This is a genomic window from Klebsiella sp. M5al (genome assembly GCF_002090195.1).
GTDB lineage: Bacteria > Pseudomonadota > Gammaproteobacteria > Enterobacterales > Enterobacteriaceae > Klebsiella > Klebsiella grimontii.
The window spans coordinates 1,377,628-1,400,522 of sequence record NZ_CP020657.1 but is presented as its reverse complement, the minus strand read 5'-3'; the positions used below and the strand labels follow the sequence as shown (position 1 = coordinate 1,400,522).

Sequence of the window (22,895 nt, the reverse complement as noted above, 5' to 3'; positions counted from 1 at the left end):
CTATTTCAGATAGGATTTTATTACCTGCATTACTACATCAAGGTCAGCTTCGCGCTGGCCCTCCTCCGGCTCTTTAACGACGTGATCCGTTAAATGCCCCTGGATAACCTGCATCATCATGCCGTTTACCGCACCGCGAATCGCAGCCAGCTGCTGTAAAACCTCGGCGCATTCATGTTCGCGGTTTAGCATTTTTTCCAGCGCGGCGCTTTGTCCCTGAATTTTCTTCAATCGGGTCAATAACATCTTCTTGTGACGAACGGTATGTGACATTACGCGATCCACTATTTGATTAATCGATCGTTTTGACTAACGACCACGATACACAATGAGAACAGCATAACATGCTCTACTCCCCCGGAGTATTTTTCTACTGGGGGGTAGTATTTATGTACTGGGGGGGAGTAGCATATCAACACTTTAGGTTAGAGATCACGTTATGACCGATTTCGCTTCACTCCTGCAGCAGGGCAATGCCTGGCTATTTATTCCCAGCGCTATTCTGCTGGGCGCCCTGCACGGCCTTGAGCCCGGGCATTCAAAAACCATGATGGCGGCGTTTATCGTAGCTGTCCGCGGAACCCTGAAGCAGGCGGTGCTGCTGGGGCTGGCGGCGACGGTGTCGCATACGGCGGTGGTCTGGCTGGTGGCCATGGCAGGCCTGTGGTTTGGCCGCGGCTGGAATGCGCAAACGTCGGAACCCTGGTTTCAACTGTTCTCAGGGATCCTTATCGTACTGATTGCCTGCTGGATGCTGTGGCGTACCTGGCACGAATCTCGTTCACATCACCATGAGCATGAGCATGAGCATGAGCATGAGCATAATCATGAACACCACCACCACCCGCATGAACATCATCCCCACGTTCATCAACCTCCGCTGGTTGCCGCCGATGACTGGCAGGACGCCCATCAGCGCGCGCATGCGCAAGAGATCAATCGCCGCTTTAACGGGCAACGGGTCACGACCGGGCAGATCGTCTTGTTTGGACTGACGGGGGGGCTCATTCCCTGTCCGGCGTCAATAACCGTGCTGCTTATTTGCCTGCAGTTGAAAAAGTTCTCGCTGGGCGCAACCCTGGTGCTGGGGTTTAGCGTTGGGCTGGCACTCACTCTGGTGGCTTCCGGCGCAATTGCCGCGCTGAGCCTGAAGCACGTAGCCAACCGTTGGCCTGGGCTGAATGATCTCTCGCGCAAAGCGCCGTGGATTTCCGGCACCCTGATTATGGTGGTGGGCTTGTATATGCTGCTGCATGGCTGGAGTCATCTGTAACGCGTCTATCGCCATCCCCACAAACAATGGGGATGGCAAAGATGAATTACTCATCCAGGAGCGGAGCAAAGCCGCCGTATATCATTCGTTTTCCATCAAAGGGCATATTATCGCCAAACTCTTTCATTCGCGGGTCGGCCATCATTTTGGCATTGGCGGCATCGCGAGCCTCTTTAGAGGGATACTCAATCCAGCTGAATACCACCTCTTCACCCTCCTCAGCTTTCACCGCCATGCGAAAATCGGTCAGCTTGCCATCCGGGACATCATCCGCCCAGCACTCGACCACGCGTAATGCGCCAAACTCTTTAAATAATGGCGCGGCCTTTGCTGCCATCTCGCGGTATGCCTCCTTATTTTCCGCCGGTACGGCAACGACAAAACCATCAACATACTTCATGAGTCTGCTCTCCGAAGTGAACAGTACGACCGGAGAATCCGGCCGTATCTGAATTGATAAGTTTAGTCGCCAGGCCTGATGGCAGCGTAAAATCAGGAAATAGCCTCACCGGGTTTCGCCAGAGCCTTACGCGCGGCCGGCTGATGGAACCACGGCAGGCACAGCTGGATCAGCGGGCCGATAGTTAACGCGTAGAGTACGGTTCCCACGCCAAACTTGCTGCCCATCATCCAGCCAATCAGCAGAACCGAAACTTCAATCGCGGTGCGAATACCGCGCAGCGACCATCCCGTACGGGCATGCAGGCCGGTCATCAACCCATCGCGCGGCCCGGGACCGAAACCCGCGCCAATATACATCCCCGTCGCCAGCGCATTCAGTACGATAGCCCCACCCAAAAGCAGGCTACGCGCCACCAGCGAATCTAACGGCGGCAGCACGGCCAGAGTCGCGTTTGCCGCCAGCCCCAGCACAATGACGTTGCTTACCGTCCCCAGCCCCGGCATTTGCCGTAGCGGGATCCACAGCAGCAGTACTGCCGCTCCCGTCAGGATCATGACCGTACCGAAATCCAGATTAAACTGTTTGCCGATCCCTAAATGAAAAACATCCCACGGGTCTGCCCCCAGATTGGCGTGAACAAATAACGCGGTCGACACGCCGTACAGGACCAGACCAATGTAAAGTTGCAGCAAGCGACGTACCATTTTTCACCTCAGGACAATTGCGATTTCCCTCATCATCAGCAAAAATGGATTGATAATTAATGGCCAGTTTTTAAAAAGTGGATTGCTATGTCATCTCGTCGCTTTGGTTCACAATCGCTGGTACGGCTGCTCGGCAACTGGCAGGAGTCCACCTCTCGTACGCCTATCTGGCGTCAGCTGGCGGAAGCGCTGCGCCTGCTTATCCTCGATGGCCGCCTCGCGCTGGAAACTCGCCTGCCGGGCGAGCGTGAACTGGCGGCAGCCCTGAATATCAGCCGCACCACGGTTGCCAGCGCGCTCGGGCAGCTGCGGGAGGAGGGCTATCTCTATAGCCGCCAGGGAAGCGGTTCGCGGATCGCCCTGCCGGAGCGTCCGGTGGAAGCGTCAGCCCAAAAACCGGACCCGCTCTCGGTGAATTTGGCCGTTGCCGCCCTGAGCGCCGGACCTGAGATCCATCAGGCCTACAGCCAGGCTCTGAAGATCATGCCTGAGCATTTATCCAATACCGGTTACGATCAACAAGGGCTAGCGCTGCTGCGCGAAGCTATCGCCCGCCGCTATAGCGAACGCGGGCTGCCAACCCGCAGCGATGAGGTGATGATCGTCAACGGGGCGCTTAGCGGCTTTGCGCTGGTTCTGCGTTTATTCACCGGGCCCGGCGATCGGGTGGTGGTGGATGCGCCAACTTACCCCATGGCGCTTAGCGCGATTCAGGGCGCATCATGCCGTCCGGTTAGCGTTGCGTTACCGCAGCAGGGATGGGATTGCGACGGTTTGGCGGCAACGATCGCCCAAACGGCGCCGCGCCTGGCGTGGCTGATGCCGGATTTTCATAATCCTACCGGCCGCTGTATGGATAGCGCCACGCGCCAGCGGGTAGCAGATATCGCCGCGCAAACCCGCACCACGCTGGTGGTAGACGAAACGATGGTGGATTTATGGTACGACGCCCCGCCGCCGCCGCCTTTAGCGGCGTTTAATCCCGATGCCCCGGTAATAACCATCGGCTCGGCAGGAAAAAGCTTTTGGGGAGGCCTGCGCATAGGCTGGATCCGCGCCTCTTCACGAACCATTGCCTCGCTGGTTCAGGCGCGCGACTCTCTCGATCTCGGTTCCCCGCTGCTGGAACAGCTGGCCTGCTGCTGGTTGCTTGAGAATGAGAAAGGGCTGCTGCCGTCACGCCGCGCCATGCTGGCGACCCGCCGGGATATGTGCGGGGCGCTGATGGCGGAATATTTTCCCCACTGGCGCTTCACTCCGCCGGAAGGGGGGCTCTCTTTTTGGGTTGAATTACCCGGCATGCTGGCGACGCTCTTTTCCGTTCGCGCTGAAAGCCGCGGAATTCACATCGGGACGGGCACACGCTTTGGTCTGGCCGGCGCGTTTGATCGCTATTTGCGTTTGCCCTTTACCCTTTCGGATGAGGAACTACGCAGCGCGTTTACTACATTGCAGCCGCTATGGCATAGTCTTACGGAGCAGAAGGAGAGCTTTCGTCTAAGGAAAATCATCTAATAAAATATCGACGGGCTGGAGCCAGCCCGTCAAAAACCATCATCCGTGATGCATATGAGATGTTTTTATAAAATTGCCGTTCAATTTTGTCTTTCTGACGTGTCAGCCCGATGACAAAATTAAAATAGTTTCATTAATGCTGACGCGGGATCGGAAACCCTTTCAGCGAAATAATAAAGCCGTCTTCATCTTTTTTAATTTTTGCACCGGTGTCACACCAATCGGAGGCAATGCGAAAAAACTCATCGCTACCGATATTCCAGTTCAGGCGTACGTGCTTGACGTAGCCGGAACGCAGCATGTCGCAGGCTTCGCTATAGTTGCTGGCTGTAGAGAGTTGTTGTTTCATTTTCTCTTCTTCAGAATTTTACGTAATGCTTTGATTTCTTTAGGGGTTAATGGAGACGCTTCCTCTTCGGTATGCTGGCTATCGATATCTTCTTCCGAAACCCCCGCCTCGTCTGCTGATTCCACTGCCTGAAAGGCCAGGAGTAGCAGTTTCTCCGTAGCTGTTCCTAAATTTTCGTTATTTTCTTCCGCATACTGACGCAGCTTTTCTTTTAACTCGCCATCAATTTTTACGTTCAGAACTACCGTGGTCATAGTCACGCTTCCCGTGAAATAAAATCATCATATAATTAATACACGAAGTTAACATGCTGATCCAGAGATATATTTTTAGCTTATATCTAACAACATTTTCCCATGAATAATCTGCACGTTATATATGACATAAAGATGACATTAATATTTCAGTTAAATTTCAATTTTATGACGTAGCGAATTTTTGGCATAAAAAAGATATGTTTTAGAAACGGAAAAAATACACACTCTATTTGTGGATATTAAAAATGAGGGGATGAGCGAAGCCGCTTATTAGATGCACAGAGCACTGGGGCACGCTGAAATGGGTGGGGGCCCTGCCAGCTACATCCCGGCACACACGTCGTCTGCTCTGGCTGCTTCCTTCCGGACCTGACCTGGTAAACAGAGTAGCGTTGCGGGAGAACCAACAGAGCCCCCATTGAGAGCGCTAGTTACCTAACGCGCTGGCGCATTATCCCTGCTGAACCCCTGAATTGCAAGCCGCCGCCGATTGGGTGCTGGTTTATTGCGCAAAGTCGCGTAATCAGAGCGATATCGCGGCTTTGTAGCGTAAAATTTCCGTCCCTGGCAGGAGATTGCGAGCGCACTCTCAACACAAACGCCCCTCAACATCCATAATGTTCACTATGAATTGTATGTTTTTTATCATGGTATCTGAATGAGTGAATCACCGCGTTTAATCACTACCCTGGCGATGCCGCCAATCGATGAAGTCACCGTTCCCTTCCGCGGTTTAAACTTTCTGCGCCCGGAGCTGCTTCTTGATTTTGTGACCATTAGCCAAAATCCGCTACTCGCCGTCACCCCGGTCGCGCTGCTCTACTCTAGCGTCGGCGTCCTTCAGCACATTGAATTACGTAAACTCCCTATCGAAGTCAGCGGTCGCGTGGTCTATCCAATATCAACGCTTAAGCTTCCGGCCATGCGCGCAAAACTGGTGATTAACGCTCAGTCAAAACGCCTGAAGTTTCTTGAAACCCTGCTGACCAATATACCGAATGAGAATGTCCATGGCATGCAGGTGCTTGGCCTGGCGCTGGAATTTACCGTTGTTAAAACGGCTTAAGCCGCTATCTGTACAGCCCGTCGTACAACGATTATCCTGAGCCTTTCCCGGCAGCAGGACGTACCATGGATTCTCACGATACTTTTCCGCAGCGAGTCTGGCAGATAGTCGCCTCGATCCCAGAGGGGTACGTTGCTACCTACGGCGACGTTGCTCAGTTGGCCGGTTCACCGCGTGCGGCGCGTCAGGTCGGCGGGGTTTTAAAGCGTCTGCCTGAAGGGTCCCAGCTTCCCTGGCATCGGGTCGTCAACCGCCACGGCGATATCTCGCTTACCGGGCCAGATCTACAGCGCCAACGCCAGGCGCTCCTGGCGGAGGGAGTTCAGGTCTCAGGCAGCGGTCATATTGACCTGCAGCATTACCGCTGGATTTATTAAAGGCAAAAAAATGCCCCTGAAAGGGGCATTGTCGGGGTTATTGCGCGGCGGGAACGTTCGTATTAGCCACCGGCACCGCCGTTTGCTGGACCGGTACCAGCAGCAGATCGGCGCGATTGCCGCCCTGATTAATCACCGTCTGCACGGTATCGGTAATAAACATCAGCTGACCGTTAACGGTAATCGCCGAACTTAACAGGATGCGTGCATTAGGCTTAATGTCCGCCTGGTTGTAGGGCAGAACAAAGTTAAACGGCGCCTGCTTCCCTTCGGTCCTTACCGCTTTTTGCGACAGCACGTGCGCTGGCGCATCGGCCAGGGACGCATCCGACAGAGTTACGGTTAATACCGCATCCGGCGGTAACGCCACGCGCTGTCGAATATTGATGGTCCCGGAAACGTTAGGCTGCTGCTGCGAGGAGCTTAGTGAGGCAATGCCGTAAGGATCGGGCGCAGCCTGGTTCGCTGCATTACTGCTGTGGTTGTTCGCACAGGCAGACAACGTAGCCGCGACGGCTAAGGCACTTAACATATAGGCAAATTTCATTCTTTTCTCCTTTTCATCCCTTCTTTAACAGGAGTACATCCAGCCACAATCGGGGACAGGACATTAGTATCGTAAATAAGTGTGGCACAGATCTCAGTTCTCTTCCTGGAAAAGAGCCCATATTCAGATTATTGCACCCATCGGACCACTTCCGATTCCAGGTTATACTTTGCCTCAATAACGCGCTGCGCAAAGCAGTCATCATTGATTGAGGGTTACTATGAGTCAGGCATTAACCAATCTGCTGGCATTGTTAAATCTGGAAAAAATTGAAGAGGGATTGTTCCGCGGTCAGAGCGAGGATCTGGGCTTGCGTCAGGTTTTTGGTGGTCAAGTGGTTGGCCAGGCGCTATACGCAGCAAAAGAGACGGTCCCCGCAGAACGCCTGATTCACTCGTTTCACAGCTACTTCCTGCGTCCCGGCGACAGCCAGAAACCCATCATCTATGACGTTGAAGTCCTGCGCGACGGCAATAGCTTCAGCGCCCGCAGGGTGGCGGCGGTTCAAAACGGGAAGCCGATTTTCTATATGACCGCCTCTTTCCAGGCGCCAGAACCCGGCTATGAACATCAAAAAACCATGCCCGCGGCGCCCGCCCCGGACGCCCTCCCCTCCGAAACGGATATCGCCCGCAAGCTGGCCCATCTGCTGCCGCCGCAGGTTAAAGAAAAATTTCTCTGCGATAAACCGCTGGAGATTCGCCCGGTCGAATTTCATAACCCCCTGAAAGGCCACGTTGCAGAACCGACGCGTCAGGTGTGGATCCGCGCCAACGGCGCCGTTCCGGAAGATCTCCGCATCCATCAGTATCTGTTAGGCTACGCTTCGGATTTTAACTTCCTGCCCGTCGCCCTGCAGCCGCACGGCGTCGGTTTTCTGGAGCCCGGAATGCAGGTCGCCACCATCGATCACTCAATGTGGTTCCACCGTCCGTTCAACATCAACGACTGGCTGCTGTACAGCGTTGAGAGCACCTCCGCCTCCAGCGCGCGCGGTTTTGTGCGCGGCGAGTTCTATACTCAGGACGGCACGCTGGTAGCTTCCACGGTGCAGGAAGGCGTCATGCGCAACCGGAACCTCTTCCCGGGCAAATAGACGCTTCCGTTCGTTCAAAGATCGTCAGACCGTTGGGCTGCCACGCTTTGAGTCGCCCTGTGGTGCTGACGGTCGGTGAGCTCCCGGGTGTAGTTTATAAAATCGCGCAGGATGTTATTTTTAGTATGCCGCCGCCAGCACAGAGTGAGCGTGGTAGTGGCAAATGTTTCCTCCAGCAGGCAGTAGCTTACATCGGACATCAGCATCGAACTCTGCGTTTCTGGCACCAGAGCAACACCCATTCCCATTGAAACCAGGCCAATAGCCACCGATACATCACGCGTATACTGAATTTTCTGCGGGGTAAACCCGGCCTGCTGGCAGGCGTTAATTGCCGACCAGCCGAGGCCCACGCCGTAAGGGTCCTTTTGCATAAAAAATTGTTCTTTCGCCAGTAACGCCAGGGAGATTTTCCGCCGGTTACCCAGTTCATGGTTACGCGGCAGGACGGCAATAAGCGAACGCGTGGCAATATTCATATATTCCAGCTGTTCATATTGCGGTATTGGCGAACGAACAAAAGCCAGATCGATCCGTTTATCCAGTAACAATGTTAATAAATTATGAGCGTTATGTTCTTCTATTATCAAATCGGTCTCTGATTTCTTATGCCGATAGTTTTTTATTAACAATGTCAATGCCGGATCGAGAATAGATGACCCAACATAGCCGACTTTTAACTGTCCTTTATACCCCAGACGCAGGCTGTTTACATTTTCGAGGAACTTATCGCAGTGACCAAGAATAACTCGCGCCTCGTCAATCAAAAATAGCCCCTCTGTGGTCAATGAAACATTGCGCCGATCGCGAACAAACAGCATCAGGCCCAACGTATTCTCAAGGTTTTTAATCTGCTGCGTGAGCGCAGGCTGGGTAACGTTAAGCCTCTGCGCCGCCCGTCCGAAATGCAGCTCTTGCGCCAGTACCACAAAAGCATGTAATTGCCGATAATCCATAACGACCTCCAGGAAGACGCTAATAATAAATCCTTATTAAAATCCGGGGCAATGTTATTGGACTCTTATTTGTATTTATCGAAAATTAACCCCATCGCGATGATTAAAAATCAGGGTCGGCGCTATATGCCCATCGGGTCATCGTTTAATGAAATAAAAAGGAGAGTTCAATGCCCATGGAACAACCAAAAGTGACGGATCTGCGCTCCGCATTGGCTGTATTAAGCCATTACGATGATGAATTGATCTATACCGATGAACCTGTTGATCCTATTGCCGAATTATCTGGCGTATACCGCTACGTCGGGGCGCACGGCACCGTCCAGCGCCCTACTCGCGTGGGCCCAGCCATGATTTTTAACAAAATCAAAGGGTACGACGACGTAAAGGTGCTCATCGGTCTACTTTGCTCACGCAAGCGCGTCGCCCACCTGTTTGGCACCACGCCTGAAAACCTGGCGTTTATGCTAAAAGACTCCGTTGCCAACCCTATTGCGCCGATAGTCATCCCACGCGACAAGGCCGCGTGTCAGGAAGTCGTTCACCTGGCGACCGATCCTGATTTCGATATCCTGAAAATATTGCCTGCGCCCACCAATACTCCGGAAGATGCCGGCCCCTACTTTACTCTCGGTATGTGCTACGCCGCCGACCCGCAAACCGGTGAACGTGACGTCACCATTCATCGTTTATGCGTCCAGAGTAAAGATGAAATATCAATGTATTTTGTTCCAGGCCGCCACCTTGATACTTTCCGCCAGAAAGCCGAAGCCGCCGGAAAAGCGCTGCCTATCTCTATCAGTATTGGCGTCGATCCGGCAATTGAGATCGGCGCCTGCTTCGAGCCCCCGACAACGCCTTTAGGTTTTGACGAACTGTCAATTGCCGGTAGTTTGCGCAACCAGCCTGTAGAGCTTACCGAGTGCGTGAGCGTTAATGCGCTTGCTATCGCTAACGCTGAAGTCGTTATCGAAGGCGAACTCTTACCGAACGTGAGAGTGCGTGAAGATCAGAACACCGATACCGGTAAGGCTATGCCGGAGTTTCCAGGCTACACCGGCAGCGCTCAGGCTCAGGTTCCGGTAATCAAAGTTAAAGCTATTACTCACCGCCGCCATCCAATCCTGCAAACCTGTATTGGAGCAAGCGATGAGCACACCAATCTGGCCGGGATCCCAACAGAAGCCAGTATCTTGCAAATGGTTGAAAAGGCATTGCCTGGTTTCGTTCAGAACGTGCATTGCCCATCGCCGGGCACAGGCAAATATCTGGCCGTGCTACAGGTTAAAAAACGCACGCCAGCGGATGAGGGCAGGCAGCGCCAGGCCGCGCTTCTCGCGTTTTCGGCTTTCTCAGAATTGAAACATGTCATGTTGATTGATGAGGATGTTGATGTTTTTGATATTAACGATGTGATGTGGGCGATGACAACGCGCTACCAGGGGGATGTCAGTACTATCTTTATACCGGGTGTACGCTGCCATCCGCTCGATCCGTCATCCGATCCCGCATTCAGCCCATCAATACTCGGCCACGGGATTGCCTGTAAAACGATTTTTGACTGCACCGTTCCATGGAACCTGAAAGCGAATTTTCAGCGCAGCAAATTCCTTGAGGTGGATGTTAATCGTTTCATTCCGGGCTTCAAAAAATAGCCGTTCACTATCGGCAGGCTCATTATCCGCAGAGCCCGCCGAATAGCGGGTCCGTTCGTGGACTCATAACAAAAATAGATACTTTGAAAATATCAATAAGGTAAAACAATGATTGGGCCAATCATTAACTCCACTTCAACGCTTATCGGCGGGATCGTCGGCGGCTTAATTGGCGATCGCTTAAGTGAAAAATTCCGTACTGCGCTACCTCTGACTTTTGGTGCGGCCTCCATGGGAATGGGAATAACGGTCATCATTAAATTACACGCGCTGCCCGTAGTCGTCGCGTCATTACTCTTCGGCGCTATTATCGGTGAAATATTTTCTATCGAGAAAAATATTGGCCGCGGCGCATCTAAATTACGTTTTATTATCGATAAAATTGCCCCGCAAAAAAGCGGCAGCACATTATCACAAGAGGAGTATCTCGATAAATTCGTGGGGATTCTGGTGCTGTTCGTGGCCTCGGGAACGGGCATATTTGGCGCCATGCAGGAAGGGATAACCGGAGACATATCCATCCTGTTAACCAAATCATTCCTCGATATCCTGACCGCCGGTATTTTTGCCACCCTGCTTGGCCTTTCGGTCGCGACTATCGCGATCCCGCAATTTATCGTCCAGATGATTCTGCTATTCATCGGGCAATCAATCATGCCAATGCTAACGCCAGAAATGGTTGCTGATTTCTCCGGGCTTGGCGGTTTTATTATGTTTGTGACGGGATTGCGGATCTGCGGTATTAAATCCTTCCCGGTAGCGAATCTACTTCCGGGACTGATCATCGTCATGCCTCTCTCATGGCTGTGGGTCTCAACGCTATTGCCGTGGATCCAGTCGATTAGCTAACCATAGAAAAGCGGAGCCAGGCTCCGCTTTTTGTCGATTAAAGATAACGATTAATCAGGCGTTGTAGGCGTTTTCGCCGTGGCTGTTTACGTCCAGCCCTTCACGCTCTTGATCTTCCGGTACGCGCAGGCCAACGGTCATATCGGCAACTTTGTAACCAATGAAGGCGACGACGCCGGACCAGACGATGGTGATACCGATGCTTTCCAGCTGTACCAGAACCTGATGGCCCATGGTGACGCCTTCCGCGTAACCGACGCCGCCCAGAGACGTCGCGGCGAAGATACCGGTCAGGATGCAGCCTACGATACCGCAGACGCCGTGGACGCCAAACACATCGCATGGGTCATCAACGCGCAGCCAGCGTTTCAGTACGGTGACGCCCCACAGTCCCGCCAGGCCCGCAGCGATACCGACAATCAGAGAGCCGCCGACGCCGATGTAGCCGCACGCCGGAGTGATGCCGACCAGCCCGGCAATCGCACCTGAACAGGCGCCCAGCAGAGATGGTTTACCGCGGGTTGCCCACTCGCCGAAGGTCCACGCCAGAATAGCTGCCGCCGTTGCCACCACGGTATTAACGAACGCCAGACCGGCAATTTCGTTCGCCGCGCTGGCTGAACCGGCGTTAAAGCCGAACCAGCCAACGTAGAGGATCGCGGTGCCGGTGAATACCATCGGCAGGTTATGCGGTTTGAACGCTTCTTTACCAAAGCCAACGCGTTTGCCCATCATATAGGCACCCACCAGCCCCGCTACCGCGGCGTTGATGTGAACCACCGTACCGCCGGCGAAATCAAGCGCGCCGTGCGTGGCCAACAGACCGCCGCCCCATACCATGTGCGCAATCGGCACATAAGAGAGCGTCATCCATACCACGACGAAAATCAGTACCGCCGAGAAGCGAATGCGTTCCGCCAGCGCACCGACGATCAGACCAACGGTAATACAGGCGAAGGAGCCCTGGAAGGCAACGTGGATGTACTGATAGAAGCTTCCCATCAGGGCTTTCAGTTCAATGTTTTTCAGCAGTACCCAGTCGAAGTTACCGAAGAAGCTGCCGCCAGCGCCGAAGGCCAGCGTGTAGCCATAAACCACCCACAGCACGCAGACCAGCGCAAAAGTCACGATCACCTGAGTCAGCATGGAGAGAACGTTTTTACCGCGGATCAGCCCGCCGTAGAACAGCGCGATGCCAGGAATCGACATAAACAGCACCAGCGCGGTGCAAATCATCATAAAAGCGTTGTCGGCTTTATCCGCTACCGCCGGTGCGGCCATCGCCAGTCCCGGAAGAAGAGCCAACGCTCCCAGACCTGTTTTCATTGTTGCTATCTTCATTGTTTCGTTCCCCATCACTGTGTGGTCTGAAAGTTACAGTGCCGCTTCGTCAGATTCGCCGGTACGGATGCGAATCACGCGCTGCAGCTCGGCGACAAAGATTTTGCCGTCGCCAATCTTTCCGGTGTACGCCGCTTTACTGATGACATCGACGACTTCGTCCAGCTGATCGTCGGCAATCGCGACATCAATCTTCACTTTCGGTAGAAAATTGACGCTGTATTCGGCGCCGCGATAGAGCTCCGCGTGGCCTTTCTGACGGCCGAACCCTTTAACTTCAGTGACCGTCAGGCCCTGAATACCCATTGAAGATAATGCTTCACGCACATCTTCCAGTTTGAATGGTTTGATTACCACGGTAACCAGCTTCATAAGTCCCCTCCAGTCAGAATTCGGTAATGGCCGCAGCTAACACGTATCTACTAAAGCAAGGGCTATGCCAGAAATGAAAAAGGACCGCCAGGCGGCCCTTTTTGAGGGAGAAGGTGAAGAATTCGCCGGAAACGAAGCGGCAAACTGGCTCTTTCGGCTAAAACCGCACCATTTCAGTGCGCGATATGTGACTTTTTTGCACCACCTCAGGCCGCGGGATCGCGACTGCCTGATTATGGTGCATCAGGCGATCAGCGACTCTTCCTGCGTGCTGGCCGCCAGCTCTTCGCCAACCAGCTGCAGCTGATACATCTGCCAGTAGCGGCCTTTGGCCGCCAGCAGCTGCTGATGGTTTCCGCGCTCTACGGCCTGACCGCGGTGCAGCACCAGGATCGTATCGGCCTCGACGATGGTCGATAGGCGATGCGCAATCACCACCAGCGTCGTGTGCTCGCGCACCCGGGCCAGAGCCTGCTGAATCGCCTGCTCGGTACCGGAATCAATATTGGCCGTCGCCTCATCAAGAATCAGCACCTGCGGCGTATCGACCAGTACCCGCGCCAGCGCCAGCAGCTGTTTCTGGCCAACGGAGAGGTTATTCCCCTGCTCGCCCAGCTGCGTATAAATCCCGTTTTCCATTTCACGGGCCAGATCTGCCAGCTGGACCGCTTCCAGCGCCTCCCAGACCTGCTCTTCGCTGATGTCGCGACCGAGAGTAACGTTGGCATAGAAGGTATCAGCCAGCACCACCGGATCCTGCTGCACCATCGCAATCCCCTGACGCAGCGCGCTGTGGCTTAAGGAAGAAAGCGGACGACCATCGATGCGAATCTCTCCCTGAGTTAACGGGTAGTAGCCCATCATCAGGCTGGCCAGGGTGCTTTTACCGCTCCCGGTATGGCCAACCAGCGCCACAAAGCTGCGGGACGGGATATCGAGATTAATATCCTGCAACACCAGGCTATCGTCGCGGTAGGCAAAAGAGAGATGATCGATGCTAATTGCTCCGCTGCGCAGCGGCTCGCTATCTTCACCCCACGCCTGACGCGGTTTATCCATCAGCTCGAAGACGCGCTCGCCCGCGACGACCGCCTGCTGCAGCATTGACTGCTGGGTGGTCAGCTCGATCAGCGGCTCGTTCAGTCGCCCAAGGTAGCTAATAAAGGCGTAGAGCACCCCGACTTCGATCGTTCCGCTGCTGCTGAAACCAAACAGCATCAGCAGGCCGCAGAGAATTAATGAAGAGAACAGGCTCAGCAGCGGACGCAGCAGGAAGCCATCAAGACGCAGAGTTTGCATACGCGCCAGATAGTGGGCGTAGCTGGCCTCGCGCATCCGCTCGCCGAACCGCGCCTGCTGGCGGAACTGCTGGATAACGCCCATGCCGTTAATCACTTCATTAAAACCATCGTTGATATCCGCCAGCCAGGCGCGGACCCGCCTGACGATGGGCGTGCTGTAGCGCTGATAAATCATCATCACGATCAGCACCGCCGGGAAAATAGCGATAGCCACCAGCGCCATCCGCCAGTCAAGGCTGAACATCGCCACCAGCATCGCGCCAATCAAAGCGGCGCTACGCAGTACGGTGGCCACCACGGTCACGTACAGGTCACGAATGACTTCGGTATCGTTGGTCACCCGTGAGATGAGCTGCCCGACCGGCTGCGTATCAAACTCGCTGAGCGGCTGGCGCAGCGCGGCATCCATTACATCGCTGCGCAGCTGCTGCACCACGCCGACCGCCGCGCGATTAAACAGCAGCGCCTGGCAGTAATGCAGGCCAGCGGCAAGGAGTTGCAGGCCGATATAGGCCACGGCGAGGCCGCAGACCAGTTTCAACGGCAGCGAGTTCTTCGCCACCATATTGTCGATGAAATAGCTGATCAGCAGCGGGCCGCTGACTTCAGCCACCGCCGCAACCCACATGATGGCAACGGCAATCATCAGCGGTTTACGCCACGGGGAGCCGTAGGCCAGCAGGCGCTTTAACGTCGGCCAGAGTTCAGTGAAACTACGCACCGGCGACCTCCTCATCTTCCTGCGGGACATCATCCAGCGCCGCTTCCAACTGCTGATAACGGTACATGTCCCGATACCATCCCGGCTGCGCCGCCAGAGCCTCATGGCGACCGCGCTGGGCAATGTGCCCGTGCTGCATCACCAGAATTTCGCTGGCCTCGGTCAACGCCGACAGGCGATGGGCGCTAATGATCACCGTCCGCCCTTCTCCCCACTGCCGCAGGTTATGCAAAATCTGGTGCTCCGTTCTGCCATCTACCGCCGACAGGGCATCATCGAGGATCAGAATCTCCGCCTCCAGCAGCAGCGCGCGGGCGATGGAAATTCGCTGCTTTTGCCCGCCGGAAAGCATCACGCCGCGCTCGCCGACTTCGGTGTTATATCCCTGCGGCAGGCGCAGGATATCCTCATGAACGCTGGCAAGCCGCGCAACGTGTTCGATTTGCTCCTGCGTAGCATCCGGTTTACCAAGGGCGATGTTGCTGGCGACGGTATCGGAGAACAGGAACGGTGTCTGATTAACCACCGCCAGACGGGCGCGCCAGCTATCGAGCTGTAGCCGGGTCAGGGGAACGTCATGGAAGCGGATATCGCCTTCAGTCACGTCAAAGTGGCGCTGAATCAGCGCCAGAATGGTGCTCTTGCCGGAGCCGGTCGGCCCGCAAATCCCCAGCATCTGCCCGGGCTGTAGCGTAAAATTGACCTTTTCCAGCGAAGCCTTATTCGCCTGCGGATAGATAAACTCGCGCACGGCGACGCTGAGCGTACCGCGGCCTTCCGGCGTCGGCTCGCTGCCGTCGTTCACCACCGGCGCCTCTTCCAGCATGGTGCGAATGCGCGCATAGGCCGCGCTACCGCGCTCAACGATGTTAAACATCCACGCCAGCGCCAGCATCGGCCAAATCATCAGGCCGAGGTACATCACAAAGCTGGTGAGCTGCCCCAGGGTCAGGCTGCCCTGGATCACCATCCAGCTGCCGCCGCCGATGGCCAGCAGGTTAGCAGTACCGATGGCGATATAAATCGTCGGGTCGAAGCGCGCGTCGATGCGCGCCACGCGCATATTTTTTGCGCCGGTATCCGCGGCATCGGCGGCAAAAAGCGCCGACTGTCGATCTTCGAGACCAAAGGCTTTGATCATGCGGATGCTGGTGAGGCTCTCCTGGGTGCGGTCGTTGAGGCTGGAGAACGCCGCCTGAGCGACGCGAAAACGCTCATGTAATGCATCGCCGTTACGCTTGATCGCCAGCGCCATCAGCGGCATCGGCAGCAGCGCCAGCAGGGTTAACTGCCAGCTGATTTGCGTCGACATAACAATCAGCACCGCGCAGCCCATCACCAGGGAGTCCACCAGCGTTAATACCCCTTCGCCAGCGGCGAACACCACCCGATCCACGTCGTTGGTCGCCCGCGCGATCAGATCGCCGGTACGGTGGCGCAGGTAAAAGGCCGGATGCTGGCGGCTGAGCTGGCGATAGAAATCCTCACGCAGTTCGACGGCTAGCTGATAAGAGGCGCCGAAAAGCAGCACGCGCCAGACATAGCGCAGCAGATAGACCATCACCGCAATAACGACCAGCAGGCCAATCCACATCCACACCTTTTCCGCGGTGTAATGTTGTTTTGTGACGCCATCAACCACGATGCCCACCACCTTTGGCGGCACCAGTTGCAGGATGGCAATGACAATCAGCAGAGCAATAGCGCCGAGGTAACGGCGCCACTCCCGGCGGAAATACCAGCTAAGTTGAGCAAATAATCGCAAGCAGTTAAATCCTGAGTGTGTAATTCGTAGCGGCTGATGCCGTTAATCAATCGGCAAGGCTGTCGTGTATTTTATCTGTTCCATGGCAAAACTCGAAGTGACATCCGAGAGCCCCGGTACGCTGTTTACCAGGCGTTTATAAAAATCATCGTAGTTTTTCATATCCGCAACCTGGACCCGCAGCAGGTAGTCATACTCCCCCGCCATACGCCAGAAACCGAGAACCTCCGCCATCTGGGTGACCTCGCTGACGAAGCGGCAATACCAGTCGCTACTGTGGTGCTGAGTCTTAATCAGCACAAACGCCGTCAGCCCAAGTCCGACCTTTTCCGCATCCAGCAGAGCGACTCGCCCGCGCAGGATACCTTCGTCTTCCAGACGCTTCAGGCGCTTCCAGCAGGGCGTGGTGGTCAGATTAACGGCATCAGCCAGCGCCTGCAAAGAGAGGGTACAGTCGGTTTGCAGTAAAGAAAGCAGCTTACGGTCAATTTTATCTAACATTACTCACCTCAGGAGAAAAATTTACTCCATTCATTGTAATTGAAAGGCTAAATGGCAACAATTTTTCCTTCGAATTCCGCTAAGCTGGGCACAAAATGACAAACAGGAAACAGAGATGAACAGCGCCTGGATAAAACACGCGATTAGTGAAATTAATGCCGATTATCAGCGTTCCGCCGATACGCACCTGATTCGTCTGGCGCTCCCGGAGTTCCCTGGGATCCAGCTCTATCTGAAAGATGAAAGCACCCATCCAACCGGTAGCCTGAAGCATCGCCTGGCCCGCTCGCTGTTCCTCTATGGTCTGTGCAACGGCTGGATTAAAGAAGGGACGACGATTATTGAATCTTCTTCGGGTTCAACCGCCGTCTCTGAAGCCTACTTCGCCCGTCTGTTAGGCCTGCCGTTTATCGCCGTGATGCCTTCCTGTACGGCAAAACGTAAAATTGAACAAATTGAGTTCTACGGCGGCCGCTGTCATTTTGTCGATAGCGCCTGCGAAATCTATGCCGCCTCCGAAACCCTGGCGCGCGAGCTGAACGGGCATTATATGGATCAGTTTACCTTTGCCGAACGGGCGACCGACTGGCGGGGAAACAATAATATCGCCGACAGTATATTCCGCCAGATGAGCCATGAGCCGCACCCGCAGCCGTCGCATATCGTGATGAGCGCGGGCACCGGCGGTACCTCAGCAACCATCGGCCGCTATATTCGCAGTCAGGGTTACGATACGCAGCTGCTGGTGGTTGACCCACAAAACTCAGTATTTTTGGACTACTGGCAAAGCCGCGACGCCAGCCTGCGCAGCCCGGTCGGTAGCAAAATTGAGGGCATTGGCCGCCCGCGCGTCGAACCTTCATTTATTCCCGATGTGGTCGATGAGATGCTGCGGGTACCGGATGCCGCCAGCGTCGCCACCGCCCTATGGCTGGAAACGCTGCTCGGGCGTAAGGTCGGCGCATCAACCGGCACCAATATGTGGGGCGTACTGCAGCTGGCCGTGCGGATGCGCGAAGAGGGGCGCTCCGGCTCTATTGTCACGCTGCTGTGCGACAGCGGTGAACGTTATCTGGAGACCTACTACAACCCGCGGTGGGTTGCGGCCAATATCGGCGATATTTCCCCGTGGCAGGCGCAGATCGCCGAAATGCTGCGCGCAAAATAAAAAAAGCCAGAATATCACGGGATATCTGGCTTGCTGGCAGGGTCTCTTTATTCGGGGGAATAAGGAAGATCAGGATTATCCAGCCAATGAGTCAAAAAGTGGGAAACGGCCTGATGACGGCAGTCGCCAATAACCGGTAGATGCGGAAGTTCAATTTTCAGCTGAGGCATCGCATTGCCCATAATCACCCCACGGCCAACGCTGCCGAGCATTTCCCGGTCGTTCATGGCGTCACCGAACGCCATACAATCCTGTAACGTCAGGCCAAGATGCTGGCTTAGTACCGCCAGCGCCGCGCCTTTGTTACAGCCACCGGGCAAAACTTCGAGACAATCCATCGCTGAAAAACAGAGATCCGCCCGGCCGCCGAGCGCTTCATTCAGCTGGATCCGCAGCCGCCGCAGATCGTCATGATCGCCGCAGAAGCAGATTTTCGTAACCTGATGCGCCGGCATCCGCTTAGGATCGTACAACTGGTAGCGAAAACCGCTAAAAACGTGCGCTTTCAATATTTCGGGAATCTCCTGCCCTGTGTACCAGCCGCCGTCGTTGAAAAAATGCATACTGGCTGAGGTTTCCCAGGCGCTGTGCAGCACCTCTTCCGCCACATCGGGGGCCAGATCGCGGCGATACAGCTCTTCGCCTTCCAGAGAGTGAATGCGCGTCCCGTTGCCGGTAATTAAAAACGCGTCCAGAGAAAACTCGCCAATAACGTGGCGCATCTCCAGAGCATGGCGACCGGTGGCGAAAGTCAGGGTGATATCGCGAGCGCGCAGACGTTTTAGCGTCGACAGCGTTTTTTCTCCCAGACGATGGTCCGGCATCAGTAGCGTACCGTCCATATCAAATGCAGCCAGTCTTGCCATCTCCTGCTCCCCAGTGGTGGTGGATTTTGCTTGTGTTGCAGTATTGCCTGAGATATACGGAAGTAATAGTGAATAGATGAATTTTATTGTTCCGGGTTTACGGATATAGCGCAGGATTAAACAGATATGAGGCTATTAAACCGTCTCCATCAGTACCAGCGGCTCTGGGAACCCTCCTCGGGCGAGCCGCAGCAGGTTACCGTCGGCGAGCTGGCGGAGCGCTGCTTTTGCAGCGAACGCCATATCCGTACCCTGCTGCGCCAGGCGCAAGAATCCGGCTGGCTACGCTGGCAGGCCAGCTCCGGTCGCGGAAAGCGCGGGCTACTCCAGTTTTACAAAGCACCGGAAACGCTGCGCAATGAAATGATGGAGCAGGCGCTAAGTAAAGGACAGCAGCAGAACGCCCTCGAACTGGCGCAGCTGGCGCCTGTAGAGCTTAAAGCGCTGCTTTCCCCCTTTCTCGGCGGCCAATGGCAGAACGATACGCCTACCCTGCGTATTCCTTACTACCGTCCGCTGGAGCCGCTGCGCCCGGGTTTTATGCCGGGACGCGCGGAGCAGCACCTGGCCGGGGAGATATTTTCCGGCCTGACCCGATTCGATGCGCACAGTACCTGTCCGATAGGCGATTTAGCCCATCACTGGGAAGTATCGCCGGACGGTCTGCGCTGGCATTTTTATATTCGTTCAACCCTGTTCTGGCATAACGGCGATCCAATTAAGACCTCACAGCTGCAGCAGCGGCTTTTGATGCTGCTGCAGCTACCCGCGCTGCGTACGCTGTTCGCCAGTATTAGCGAGATTAACGTCACCCACTCGCAATGTCTGACCATCACCCTGCACCGCGCGGATTACTGGCTACCGTTCCGCCTTGCCAGCTACTGCAGCGTGCTGGCGCATCCGGACGATCCGGCGATCGGTAGCGGACCCTTTCGGCTAAAGTTATTTACCCCGGAACTGGTGCGGCTGGAAAACCATCAGCGCTATCATCTCACTCACCCGCTGCTGCAGGCCGTGGAATACTGGATAACGCCGCAGCTGTTCGAGCAGGATCTGGGCACCAGCTGTCGTCATCCGGTACAGATAACCATTGGCGATCCTGACGAGCTGACCAGGCTACGTCAGGTCAGCAACAGTATTAGCCTCGGTTTTTGCTATCTGACGCTGCGCCAGAGCCCTCGTCTTAACAAAGCGCAGGCGCAAAGGCTGGTCTCGCTGATTCATCGCTCCACCCTGTTAGAAACCCTGCCGCTGGATGAGGATCCGATCGCGCCAAGCAATGAAATATTGCCGGGCTGGTCTATTCCGCAGGGGCCTGAAAATTATGATACCCCTCTGCCTGAACGGCTTACCCTGCTCTATCACCTTCCCGTAGAGCTACACGCCATGGCGGAGCAGCTTCGGCAACGACTGGCAGAGCTGGGCTGCGAGCTGACGATTATTTTTCATGATGCAAAAAACTGGGATGGCTGCGGGCACTTTGCGAAGGCAGACCTGATGATGGGTGACCGCCTGATCGGCGAAGCGCCGGTCTATGCTCTGGAGCAGTGGCTACGCTGCGACGCACTGTGGCCTAATTTGTTGACCGGGGCGCAATATGCGCATCTTCAGGCGACGCTGGATGCCGTTCAGGCCCTACCGGACGAACGCAGCCGCAGCGAAGCTTTGCGCAACGTCTTTAACAGACTGATGGATGATGCCATCATGACGCCGCTGTTCAATTATAATTATCGCATCAGCGCGCCGCCGGGGGTTAACGGGCTACGCCTCAACGCTCGAGGCTGGTTTGACTTCGCCAGCGCCTGGCTACCGGCCTCAGCGCCGTGACAGAGCTGGTGGTCGCGCCCATCAGGCGCTACCATATGCGCTTCACTTCGATTGTCAGGAATTATCATGAAACGCGCCGTAGTTGTCTTCAGCGGAGGACAAGATTCGACGACCTGCCTGGTGCAGGCTCTGCAACAGTATGATGAAGTGCATTGCGTCACTTTTGATTATGGCCAACGCCACCGCGCGGAGATTGACGTTGCTCGCGAACTGGCGCTGAAGCTGGGGGCCGTCGCCCATAAGATCCTTGATGTCACGCTGCTTAACGAACTGGCGGTCAGCAGCCTGACCCGCGATAGCATTCCGGTTCCGGATTACGAGCCGGACGCCAGCGGTATCCCCAATACTTTTGTCCCCGGCCGCAACATTCTGTTTTTAACCCTGACGGCGATTTACGCGTATCAGGTTAAGGCGGAAGCGATTATCACCGGCGTTTGCGAGACCGATTTTTCGGGCTACCCGGACTGCCGCGACGAGTTCGTGCAAGCGCTGCACCATGCCGTCAGCCTCGGAATGGCGAAAGATATTCGCTTCGAGACGCCGCTGATGTGGCTTAACAAAGCCGAGACCTGGGCCTTAGCCGATTACTGGGGCCAGTTAGCGCTGGTGCGCCATGAAACCCTGACCTGCTATAACGGCATTAAAGGCGACGGCTGCGGGCAGTGCGCCGCCTGTAATCTACGCGCCAACGGCCTGCACCACTATCTTGGCGATAAGGTTGGCGTGATGACGGTGATGAAGCAGAAAACCGGGCTCCAGTAAGCGGTTATTTCCCGGCATCGCGGGCGGCAGAAGGCGCTTAGCCCGGTCAGATACGCAGCAGCGCCTTCGGGGAAATTGTGCAACTTTCTGCGCCCTCGCCCCAGGGGGGCGCGATGCGCCTGCCCGGGCTACCGGAGCGCAGGCTACTGGGGACGTGTAGCCCGGACAGGTGCGCAGCACCGCCTCCGGGACATCCGCCGGTTAACGAGGCTCAAGCTGCTCCAGCTTCTCCCGCAGTTCGCCCTCCAGCGGCAGCGCTTTCTGCGTTTTTAGATCGATACAGACAAACGTGATAAGCGCATCGGCGACCACTTCGCCGTTAGGATTGAGGGTGACCACCTGGCTTAACGTCCCGCTTTTTCCATTGAGCTTTTCGAGCTTGCTGGTGACGGTTAACACATCGCCCAGAACCGCCGGTCGGCGATAGTTGATATTGATATTCACCACCACAAAGGCGATGTTGCGCGCGGTCATCCACTGGAAAGCCGGGCTGCTTTCCAGACCATCCCAGCGCGCCTCTTCGAGAAACTCCAGATAACGCGCATTGTTGACGTGCTGATATACATCCAGATGATAGCCGCGAACTTTGATTTGAGTCTGCATAGCGCGAATGCCTTATCTTTAATTGTTGTTTTGAGGTCAGAGGTCACACCACTTGTGTGACCTCTTCATTCTGGCAAATAATAACGACTGTGCAAACTTCCGCTGAAAATTTACAGCTTCAGATGTGACAGGTTTCTCTCTACCAGCGAGTTGCCCATACCGGGGACCTGCTTAAGGTCGTCAACGGTTTTAAACGGCCCGTACTCTTCGCGATAGCTCACGATAGCCTGCGCTTTCTTCAGACCGACGCCATTCAACGCCTTAGCCAACTCCTCCGCGCTGGCGTGATTAATACTCACCCTGGTGCCTTCACTATCGGCCGCGTTTAACCCATCCGGCGCTTTTGCCTGCGGCGACTGCACGCTCTCCTTTACCGTCGCCGACGCTTTACCCGCAGAGGGCGCCGCCTGCGCTATCTGACTCCCCGCCGCGCAAACCAGTACCGCGGCAATAAGCGATTTCATTCCTCGTTTCATGCTGTTATCTCCTTGTTTGTTGACAGCAAGAGCACGATAACGACGAGGGAAAAAGAGTACAAAAGGCAAAATGCAGAAATGGAAAAGGCCGCGAAAGCGGCCTTTGAGGATTACATTACGTTACTTGCTTTTGCGAAGCAGCGCG

25 protein-coding genes and 1 other RNA gene are annotated in these 22,895 nt (G+C 55.2%); 10 read left to right on the top strand and 16 right to left on the bottom strand.

The features are described 5' to 3' along the window. On the bottom strand, positions 1-273 hold the full coding sequence (locus tag BWI76_RS06680; RefSeq protein WP_004129869.1) for a metal-sensing transcriptional repressor: 273 nt from the start codon (positions 271-273) through the stop codon (positions 1-3). 166 nt (positions 274-439) lie between these two features. On the opposite strand from BWI76_RS06680, the gene BWI76_RS06675 reads away from it, so the two are divergent. Next, complete coding sequence (locus tag BWI76_RS06675; RefSeq protein WP_004136024.1) at positions 440-1,273, top strand: nickel/cobalt efflux protein RcnA; 834 nt, start codon at positions 440-442, stop codon at positions 1,271-1,273. Positions 1,274-1,319: 46 nt separating this feature from the next. Here BWI76_RS06675 and BWI76_RS06670 read toward each other — a convergent pair whose 3' ends face one another. Both BWI76_RS06670 and BWI76_RS06665 read right to left on the bottom strand, forming a co-directional pair. Then, a complete protein-coding gene (locus tag BWI76_RS06670) occupies positions 1,320-1,673 on the bottom strand; it encodes a DUF1428 domain-containing protein (protein ID WP_004136022.1) in 354 nt (117 codons plus the stop codon). A gap of 92 nt (positions 1,674-1,765) precedes the next feature. Further along, on the bottom strand, positions 1,766-2,380 hold the full coding sequence (locus BWI76_RS06665) for a YczE/YyaS/YitT family protein (RefSeq protein WP_004136021.1): 615 nt from the start codon (positions 2,378-2,380) through the stop codon (positions 1,766-1,768). Positions 2,381-2,467: 87 nt separating this feature from the next. Between BWI76_RS06665 and BWI76_RS06660 the strand changes: the two genes are divergently transcribed. Further along, complete coding sequence (locus tag BWI76_RS06660; protein WP_004136019.1) at positions 2,468-3,895, top strand: PLP-dependent aminotransferase family protein; 1,428 nt, start codon at positions 2,468-2,470, stop codon at positions 3,893-3,895. Positions 3,896-4,028: 133 nt separating this feature from the next. Here BWI76_RS06660 and BWI76_RS06655 read toward each other — a convergent pair whose 3' ends face one another. The 3 genes from BWI76_RS06655 to ffs all read right to left on the bottom strand — a co-directional run bounded on the left by BWI76_RS06655 (position 4,029) and on the right by ffs (position 4,910). Then, positions 4,029-4,244, bottom strand: a complete 216-nt coding sequence (locus tag BWI76_RS06655; protein WP_004129860.1) for a hypothetical protein — start codon at positions 4,242-4,244, stop codon at positions 4,029-4,031. Beyond that, complete coding sequence (locus BWI76_RS06650; protein WP_004129858.1) at positions 4,241-4,498, bottom strand: hypothetical protein; 258 nt, start codon at positions 4,496-4,498, stop codon at positions 4,241-4,243. The genes BWI76_RS06655 and BWI76_RS06650 overlap by 4 nt, the downstream gene beginning before the upstream one ends. A 315-nt stretch (positions 4,499-4,813) precedes the next feature. After that, positions 4,814-4,910: signal recognition particle sRNA small type (ffs, locus tag BWI76_RS06645), an RNA gene on the bottom strand. A 249-nt stretch (positions 4,911-5,159) separates the two neighbouring features. On the opposite strand from ffs, the gene BWI76_RS06640 reads away from it, so the two are divergent. Next, complete coding sequence (locus BWI76_RS06640) at positions 5,160-5,567, top strand: hypothetical protein (protein ID WP_004136017.1); 408 nt, start codon at positions 5,160-5,162, stop codon at positions 5,565-5,567. Positions 5,568-5,632: 65 nt separating this feature from the next. Further along, entirely contained in the window at positions 5,633-5,944 is a 312-nt protein-coding gene (locus tag BWI76_RS06635) for an MGMT family protein (protein ID WP_004136015.1), read from the top strand. A 37-nt stretch (positions 5,945-5,981) separates the two neighbouring features. Here BWI76_RS06635 and BWI76_RS06630 read toward each other — a convergent pair whose 3' ends face one another. After that, positions 5,982-6,491, bottom strand: a complete 510-nt coding sequence (locus BWI76_RS06630) for a YbaY family lipoprotein (RefSeq protein WP_004129852.1) — start codon at positions 6,489-6,491, stop codon at positions 5,982-5,984. Between the two features lie 220 nt (positions 6,492-6,711). Here BWI76_RS06630 and tesB point away from each other — a divergent pair, with 220 nt between their 5' ends. Further along, positions 6,712-7,587 carry an acyl-CoA thioesterase II gene (gene tesB, locus BWI76_RS06625; protein WP_004136012.1) on the top strand — a complete coding sequence of 292 codons (876 nt, stop codon included), beginning with the start codon at positions 6,712-6,714 and terminating at the stop codon, positions 7,585-7,587. 14 nt (positions 7,588-7,601) lie between these two features. Here the strand turns inward: tesB and BWI76_RS06620 are convergent, their stop codons facing one another. Continuing rightward, positions 7,602-8,543 carry a LysR substrate-binding domain-containing protein gene (locus tag BWI76_RS06620; protein WP_004136010.1) on the bottom strand — a complete coding sequence of 314 codons (942 nt, stop codon included), beginning with the start codon at positions 8,541-8,543 and terminating at the stop codon, positions 7,602-7,604. A 170-nt stretch (positions 8,544-8,713) separates the two neighbouring features. Here BWI76_RS06620 and BWI76_RS06615 point away from each other — a divergent pair, with 170 nt between their 5' ends. Both BWI76_RS06615 and BWI76_RS06610 read left to right on the top strand, forming a co-directional pair. After that, positions 8,714-10,198, top strand: coding sequence for a UbiD family decarboxylase (locus tag BWI76_RS06615; protein ID WP_049099533.1), 1,485 nt, complete (start codon positions 8,714-8,716; stop codon positions 10,196-10,198). A 108-nt stretch (positions 10,199-10,306) separates the two neighbouring features. Beyond that, positions 10,307-11,047, top strand: coding sequence for a DUF554 domain-containing protein (locus tag BWI76_RS06610; RefSeq protein WP_004136002.1), 741 nt, complete (start codon positions 10,307-10,309; stop codon positions 11,045-11,047). Between the two features lie 54 nt (positions 11,048-11,101). Here the strand turns inward: BWI76_RS06610 and amtB are convergent, their stop codons facing one another. The 5 genes from amtB to BWI76_RS06580 all read right to left on the bottom strand — a co-directional run bounded on the left by amtB (position 11,102) and on the right by BWI76_RS06580 (position 17,048). Continuing rightward, complete coding sequence (amtB, locus tag BWI76_RS06605) at positions 11,102-12,388, bottom strand: ammonium transporter AmtB (RefSeq protein ID WP_004129846.1); 1,287 nt, start codon at positions 12,386-12,388, stop codon at positions 11,102-11,104. A gap of 33 nt (positions 12,389-12,421) precedes the next feature. Beyond that, positions 12,422-12,760 (bottom strand): P-II family nitrogen regulator, encoded by a 339-nt coding sequence (gene glnK, locus BWI76_RS06600; protein WP_004099573.1) that lies wholly within the window; start codon positions 12,758-12,760, stop codon positions 12,422-12,424. A 243-nt stretch (positions 12,761-13,003) separates the two neighbouring features. Next, entirely contained in the window at positions 13,004-14,782 is a 1,779-nt protein-coding gene (locus BWI76_RS06590) for a SmdB family multidrug efflux ABC transporter permease/ATP-binding protein (RefSeq protein WP_004135998.1), read from the bottom strand. Then, the gene (locus BWI76_RS06585; RefSeq protein ID WP_024359038.1) at positions 14,775-16,547 is read right to left on the bottom strand and encodes a SmdA family multidrug ABC transporter permease/ATP-binding protein; all 1,773 of its coding nucleotides are present in this window, start codon (positions 16,545-16,547) and stop codon (positions 14,775-14,777) included. Before BWI76_RS06585 ends, BWI76_RS06590 begins: the two co-directional genes overlap by 8 nt. A 42-nt stretch (positions 16,548-16,589) precedes the next feature. Next, complete coding sequence (locus tag BWI76_RS06580; protein WP_004135994.1) at positions 16,590-17,048, bottom strand: Lrp/AsnC family transcriptional regulator; 459 nt, start codon at positions 17,046-17,048, stop codon at positions 16,590-16,592. Positions 17,049-17,163: 115 nt separating this feature from the next. Here BWI76_RS06580 and BWI76_RS06575 point away from each other — a divergent pair, with 115 nt between their 5' ends. Then, positions 17,164-18,216 (top strand): PLP-dependent cysteine synthase family protein, encoded by a 1,053-nt coding sequence (locus tag BWI76_RS06575; protein WP_049088800.1) that lies wholly within the window; start codon positions 17,164-17,166, stop codon positions 18,214-18,216. A 47-nt stretch (positions 18,217-18,263) separates the two neighbouring features. Here the strand turns inward: BWI76_RS06575 and cof are convergent, their stop codons facing one another. Then, the gene (gene cof, locus BWI76_RS06570; protein WP_004135989.1) at positions 18,264-19,082 is read right to left on the bottom strand and encodes an HMP-PP phosphatase; all 819 of its coding nucleotides are present in this window, start codon (positions 19,080-19,082) and stop codon (positions 18,264-18,266) included. 126 nt (positions 19,083-19,208) lie between these two features. Here cof and BWI76_RS06565 point away from each other — a divergent pair, with 126 nt between their 5' ends. Together BWI76_RS06565 and queC are read left to right on the top strand one after the other, a co-directional pair. Beyond that, complete coding sequence (locus BWI76_RS06565) at positions 19,209-20,909, top strand: SgrR family transcriptional regulator (protein WP_004135987.1); 1,701 nt, start codon at positions 19,209-19,211, stop codon at positions 20,907-20,909. Positions 20,910-20,975: 66 nt separating this feature from the next. Next, positions 20,976-21,671: a 7-cyano-7-deazaguanine synthase QueC gene (gene queC / locus BWI76_RS06560; protein WP_004135985.1), complete on the top strand. Its 696-nt coding sequence runs from the start codon at positions 20,976-20,978 to the stop codon at positions 21,669-21,671. 201 nt (positions 21,672-21,872) lie between these two features. Here queC and BWI76_RS06555 read toward each other — a convergent pair whose 3' ends face one another. Together BWI76_RS06555 and BWI76_RS06550 are read right to left on the bottom strand one after the other, a co-directional pair. Next, entirely contained in the window at positions 21,873-22,274 is a 402-nt protein-coding gene (locus BWI76_RS06555) for a YbgC/FadM family acyl-CoA thioesterase (protein ID WP_004135982.1), read from the bottom strand. 110 nt (positions 22,275-22,384) lie between these two features. After that, positions 22,385-22,750, bottom strand: coding sequence for a helix-hairpin-helix domain-containing protein (locus BWI76_RS06550; protein ID WP_024359043.1), 366 nt, complete (start codon positions 22,748-22,750; stop codon positions 22,385-22,387). Positions 22,751-22,895 lie beyond the last annotated feature (145 nt).